At 69.4% G+C, this 5,451-nt stretch carries 5 protein-coding genes; 4 read left to right on the forward strand and 1 reads right to left on the reverse strand.

Going from position 1 to position 5,451, the window contains the following annotated elements; translation table 11 throughout:
* The 4 genes from QZV94_RS22700 to QZV94_RS22715 form a co-directional block, all read left to right on the forward strand.
* The coding region (locus QZV94_RS22700) for an efflux RND transporter permease subunit (protein WP_293682381.1) at positions 1-968 on the forward strand (968 nt) is incomplete at its 5' end.
* Positions 969-979: 11 nt separating this feature from the next.
* On the forward strand, positions 980-2,449 hold the full coding sequence (locus tag QZV94_RS22705; protein ID WP_293682383.1) for an efflux transporter outer membrane subunit: 1,470 nt from the start codon (positions 980-982) through the stop codon (positions 2,447-2,449).
* 29 nt (positions 2,450-2,478) lie between these two features.
* Positions 2,479-3,522 (forward strand): efflux RND transporter periplasmic adaptor subunit, encoded by a 1,044-nt coding sequence (locus tag QZV94_RS22710; RefSeq protein WP_293682385.1) that lies wholly within the window; start codon positions 2,479-2,481, stop codon positions 3,520-3,522.
* Positions 3,523-3,982: 460 nt separating this feature from the next.
* A complete protein-coding gene (locus tag QZV94_RS22715) occupies positions 3,983-4,900 on the forward strand; it encodes an aldose 1-epimerase (RefSeq protein ID WP_293682387.1) in 918 nt (305 codons plus the stop codon).
* On the opposite strand, the gene QZV94_RS22720 is transcribed toward QZV94_RS22715, so the two are convergent.
* Complete coding sequence (locus tag QZV94_RS22720) at positions 4,869-5,213, reverse strand: hypothetical protein (RefSeq protein ID WP_293682389.1); 345 nt, start codon at positions 5,211-5,213, stop codon at positions 4,869-4,871. The two genes, QZV94_RS22715 and QZV94_RS22720, sit on opposite strands and share 32 nt — an antisense overlap.
* Positions 5,214-5,451: the final 238 nt, after the last annotated feature.

The following is a 5,451-nucleotide window of genomic DNA, read 5'->3' on the forward strand; positions in this document are numbered from 1 at the left end:
GGCTCGGCGTCGACTCGCAGACGCTCGCGGCCGTCGCGAGGCTTGCGACGATCGGCGACATCGACGCCAACGTCGCCAAGGCGACCCAAGGCGAGCGGCGGATCCCGATCATCATCCGCCTGCCCGCGCGCGAGCGGAACGACCTCGAAGCGCTCGGGCGGCTGCGTGTGACGACCGCAAGCGGCGGCACGACGACGTTGGACGCCGTGGCCGATCTCCGCTTCGAAGCCGGGCCGTCGCAGATCAACCGCTACGATCGCCGGCGTCAGGAGGCGGTCGACGCCGACCTGGGCGTCGGCGTCGCGCTCGGCACCGCGATCAACGCGGTGAACGGGCTGCCGATCATGAAGAAATTGCCGGCCGGGGTCGGTCAGGCTCCAACCGGCGACGCCGAGGCACTGGCGCAGATCCTGGGGTCATTCGGTATCGCAATCGGATCGAGTATCCTGCTGCTCTACGGCGTCATGGTCCTCCTGTTCGGTAGCTTCTTCAAGCCGGTGACGATCCTGTCCGCGCTTCCGCTCGCGATCGGGGGCGCGGTGCTCGCTTTGCTGATCACCCGGCTCGACCTCTCGCTGCCCGCGATGATTGGCTTCCTGATGCTGCTCGGCCTGGCCGCCAAGAACTCCATCCTGCTGGTCGAATACGCCATCGAATGCGAGCGCGAGGGGATGACCCAGCGCCACGCCCTGTTCGAAGCGTGCCGCGAGCGCGCCCGCCCGATCATCATGACCACCTTCGCGATGGGAGCCGGCATGCTGCCGACCGCGCTCGGGATCGGCGAGGGATCCGAGTTCCGCCAGCCCATGGCGGTCGCCGTCATCGGCGGCCTGATCACCTCGACCGCGCTGAGCCTGGTGCTGGTGCCGGTCGTCTACGAGTTCGTCGACGACTTCGAGCGTTGGCTCGTGCCCAAGCTGGCGCGCTTCGTGACGCCCCGCGAAGCACCGAGGGAGGCCGCCGCGTGAGGAACCCGGCTTTGCTCCTCGCCACCGCCGCCCTGACCGGCTGCGCCGCGGGCCACCCCCGGACGCCGGCGACGGTCTTGCCTCCGGTGTTCGAAGCGCCGGCCTCGGCGTCGCCGGTGGTCCAGCTCGACCGCTGGTGGACGCTCTACGACGACGCGCAACTGACCGCGCTGATCGACGAAGCGCTCGCGCGCGGTTTTGACGTGCGCGAAGCGGTCGCCCGGCTCGACGAGGCGCGCGCGGTCCGTGGGAACGCGCTCCGCCAGTTCGATCCGTCCGGAAACGTTCAAGGAAGCGCGACGCGGCAGCAGACTTATGATCTCGGCGACGGCAGCGGCCTCGCCATCGGCGGCGGTTCAAGCTCCGGCGGATCGCAAGGCTCGGGCGGAGGCTTGGGCAGCCTGTCGAACGGACTTGTCATCCCCGGCCGCAGCGACAGCTATTCGCTCAGCCTGCCGGTCAGTTGGGAGTTAGACCTGTTCGGGCGGCGTGTCGCGGCACGGCGCACTGCGGACGCAGAGTTCGAGGCGTCGCGCTTCGCCTATCTCGGCGTGCGCACGACCTTGGCCGCCGATGTCGCCGACCAGCTTTTCCAGGCGCGTGGCCTCGCCGTGCAGGTCGCCGATTCGCGGGAGACGGTCCGCATCCGCCAAGAGCTACGCCGCGTCGCCGATATCCGCGCCGCCCGCGGGCTCGCGCCGCGCGCCGACGTGAACCGCGTCGACACCGAACTCGCCACCGCCCAGGCACAGCTCGCGCTGCAGGAGGCGCAGCTCTTCGCAGCGCGCCGCACCCTGCTCGCGTTGCTAGGCCGCGCCAGTGACCGCTTGGAGAGCGTGCCCATTCAGGGCGCGCTCGCCTTGCCGCCTGCCGTCCCCGCAGGGCTCCCTGCCGATCTCCTCACGCGCCGCCCCGACGTGCTCGAGGCGCGCGCGCGGCTGGAAAGCGCGATCGGGCGGATGCGCACCGCCGAACTGGCGCAGCTCCCCACCATCACATTGACGCCGAGCGTCGGACTGAACGCGCAGCGCGGCGTATTCTCGTCGACGACCGGCTTTTGGTCGCTGGGCGCTAGCCTGCTCGTGCCGCTCCTCGACCGAGCCCGGCTCATGACCGAGGTCCGCATCCAGGACGCCCGGACCGAGCAGGCGGTGCTCGCCTTCGAGCGCAGCGTCCAGCGGGCGTTCTCCGAGAGCGACCAGGCGATCGCCAAGCTCGCCGCCGACCGCCGGCGCGTCGAGATGCTGGTCCGGGGCGAGACCCGCGCCCGCGCCTCTTATGACGCGACCCTCGCGCAATATCGCCGCGGGCTGTCCGACCTTCAGGGCCTGCTCGACGCCGAGGCGACTTGGCGCGCCGCGCGGACTCAGACCTCCGCTGCCCGGATCGACGCGCTGTCGCGCTCGGTCCAGCTCTTCAAGGCCTTGGGCGGCGGCTGGTCGGCCTCCGATCCCCTCCCCTCCGGCAGGACCGACAAGTGATGCGCCCCGTCCTTTTCCTCTCCGCCGCCTTGGCGCTCGCCTCCTGCTCCTCCAAGCAGGAGCAGGAGCGGGCAGCAGCGCCCGCGACACCGCGCGCGGTCCGCGTCGCGACCGTCGAACTCCGGCCCCTCGGCCGCATGATCAGCGCGTCCGGCACGCTCCGCCCCCGCGAGGAGGCCACAGTCGGGTCCGAGCTCTCGGGCTATCGCGTGCTCCGCGTGCTGGCCGATGTCGGCGACACCGTGCGGCGCGGGCAGATACTCGTTCAGCTGGACCCCACGCTGATCGAGGCGCAGATCGCCCAGCAACGGGCCGCGGTGGCGCAGGCGCTCGCCCAGCAGCGCCGCGCCGCCGACCAGGCGCGCCGCGTCGCCGGGCTGGAGGGCACGGGCGTGATCGCCGACGAGCAGATCGTCCAGCGCTCAACCGATGCCGCCGCCGCCGTCGCGCAGCTCCGTTCCGCCCAGGCGCAGCTGCGCGACGCGCTAACCCGGCGCTCGCGGCTGGTGATCGCGGCGCCGGTCGGCGGGGTGGTGCTCACCCGCGCCGTTCGGCCCGGCGACGTGACCGGCGGCGGGACCACGCCCTATCTCACGATCGCGCGCGACGGCTTAATCGAGCTCCAGGCTGAGCTGCCCGAGGCGGACCTCCGTGCCGCGCGGCCGGGCCAAGGCGTGCGCGTGCAGCTCGCCGACGGGACGGCAGTTCCGGGGACGGTCCGCGTCGTCGGGCCGCAGGTCACCGCCGAAAGCCGGCTGGGACTGGTCTATATCCGCCTGCCGGTCCGCCGTGACATCCGCGCTGGCGGCTTCGCGACCGCCATCTTCGACGCCGCCGGTCGCGCGGTCGCGGCGGTGCCCGAGTCGGCGATCGCCTTTTCTGCGGACGGGCCACGGATCGTCGTGGTCGGACCCGACAACCGCGTCCGCCAGGTCACGGTCCGGACCGGCGCGCGCGGCGGCGGCTATGTCGAACTTCTTCAGGGCCCCCCAGTCGGCACCCGCGTAGCGCTCGGTGCCGCTTCGTTCGTGATCGATGGAGAACAGGTGAAACCGGCAAAGCCGTCCAATTAAGTCGCCGCTAATCGGTTTGGCGGCAAACCGCGGCTCACGGGAACGCGAGGCTAAACGACGCTGTCAGGGCAAAAAATGGAATCCCGATGCACGGCGCTGGCTCGGCAACTTGAGGCTGCAAGGACCCACAAGTCGCCGTTCGATGGCCGCTACCTGGTCCCCAGACGCGGACGCCCATTCAGCCGATGCCGCGCGACGGGAAGAGGGCCGACACCAGATGGGCGGCCCTCAGCAAGCCCGCATTCCAAGCGAACGTTCGTCAACTGCTTAGACAGCTGACGCTTAACGACAACGCCAAGATGTCCAAATTTTCCGCTTGGAACCCCTGCCTTTGCGCTAGCGTGCCACATGGCTCGATTAAGCTGATGCAGGCGAGAACGCTCAGCCCTAGATAGGTGGAGGTGGGAGTTCCTCATCACAGGCAGGACGTTGGGAAGTTGGGCAGCGAGAGGCATCAATCGTGAATGATCTGACGGATGTCGATGGTGCCTCGGCAGGTCATGACTGGCTGGTGCTGCGTGCCGGGGAGCTCGAGGTCTGGATCGCGCCCCACATCGGCGGCAGCATCGCGCGCTTCGACCGGGTTGCGCGCGGCGGGCGCCAGCATTTGATGCGGGCCGCCGAAGTGGATACGCCCGACGCCGTGGAGATGGCGTCTTTCCCGCTCGTCCCGTTCGTCAACCGCGTGCGCGACGGACGATTCATGTGTGACGGCCGCACGATCGAGCTCGCGCCAAACATGGCAGGCGACCCGAGCCCGCTGCACGGTCAGGGTTGGCGCGCGCGCTGGACAGTCGACGCGCAGGATGCAGCGCATGTGGTGCTGTCGTTCAATCATGCTGCGGGCGAATGGCCGTGGGATTACACCGCGACGCAGCGGATTGCCCTCGATGCGGACGGGTTGACGCTGACGCTGACCTGCCACAACCGCTCGGCCTTGCGGATGCCGTGCGGCCTGGGGCTGCACCCGTACCATCCATGCGGGCCCGAAACCGTGCTGGACACTGAGGTCGACGGCGTCTGGACCGTCGACGCGGATGTCCTACCGGTAGAACGGGTTCCAGCGACGGGTCGCTACGATCTGCGCGCGCGGCGGATTTGCGGGCAGGCGCTCGATAATGGTTATGACGGATGGAGCGGGGTCGCGCTAATTCATTGGCCAGGGCAGCCAGCGAGCTTGCGGCTCACGTCCGACGATGCCAAATATTTCCAAGTCTATTCGCCAGCCGCCGGCGGACTGTTCGTCGCTGAGCCCGTACAACATACCAATGCCGCTTTGAATGAGCCGCAATCTGCATGGCGCGATCTCGGCATCGTGATGCTTGCGCCGGGGTCGACGCGGTCGATCACCGCGCGTTACGATGTGCTGGTCGGCTGATCGCGGGCGCGGGGCGTTCGCTTGCCGAAGGGGCGCCGCGGGCGACCGCCGGCCAGCCGCCGCGAAACACAAGCCGGTCGAGCACGACGACCCGGCGCGAATTCATGTCATCGGCTGCCGCCGCGCGCGGCCGCCGCACATCAACCGCATGATACATCAGCCAGAGCCGGCCGCGCGCATCGGCCACGGTGGCATTATGCCCCGGCGCGCGCCAACGGGCGCTGGCGGCGACAACCGGCAGCGCCAAGCCGCTCGCCCGATCACGGCGCACGACGAACGGCCCCGTGGCGTGCCGCGCGCGCGCGACCATCACGCCGTAATTGTGGATCGGCGTGGAAAAGGGACCCCGGTAGCGGGGTGATCGGCGTCGAAAAGGGACCCCTCATCCCGGTGGTCTAGGCTGTTCGCTTGGCGTGTGTCAGGCGGCGAGATCGGGATGCTGGTATTGGAGACGGTGTTGAGGATCCGGCGCGAGCACGCGTCGGGGAAGGCCATCAAGGCCCAGTCGGCCCGAAGCTGCGATTTTGGCCATGTTGAAGAACAAAGATTGA

Origin of the sequence: uncultured Phenylobacterium sp., assembly GCF_902826855.1 — a bacterium.
Taxonomy (GTDB): Bacteria; Pseudomonadota; Alphaproteobacteria; order Caulobacterales; family Caulobacteraceae; genus Phenylobacterium.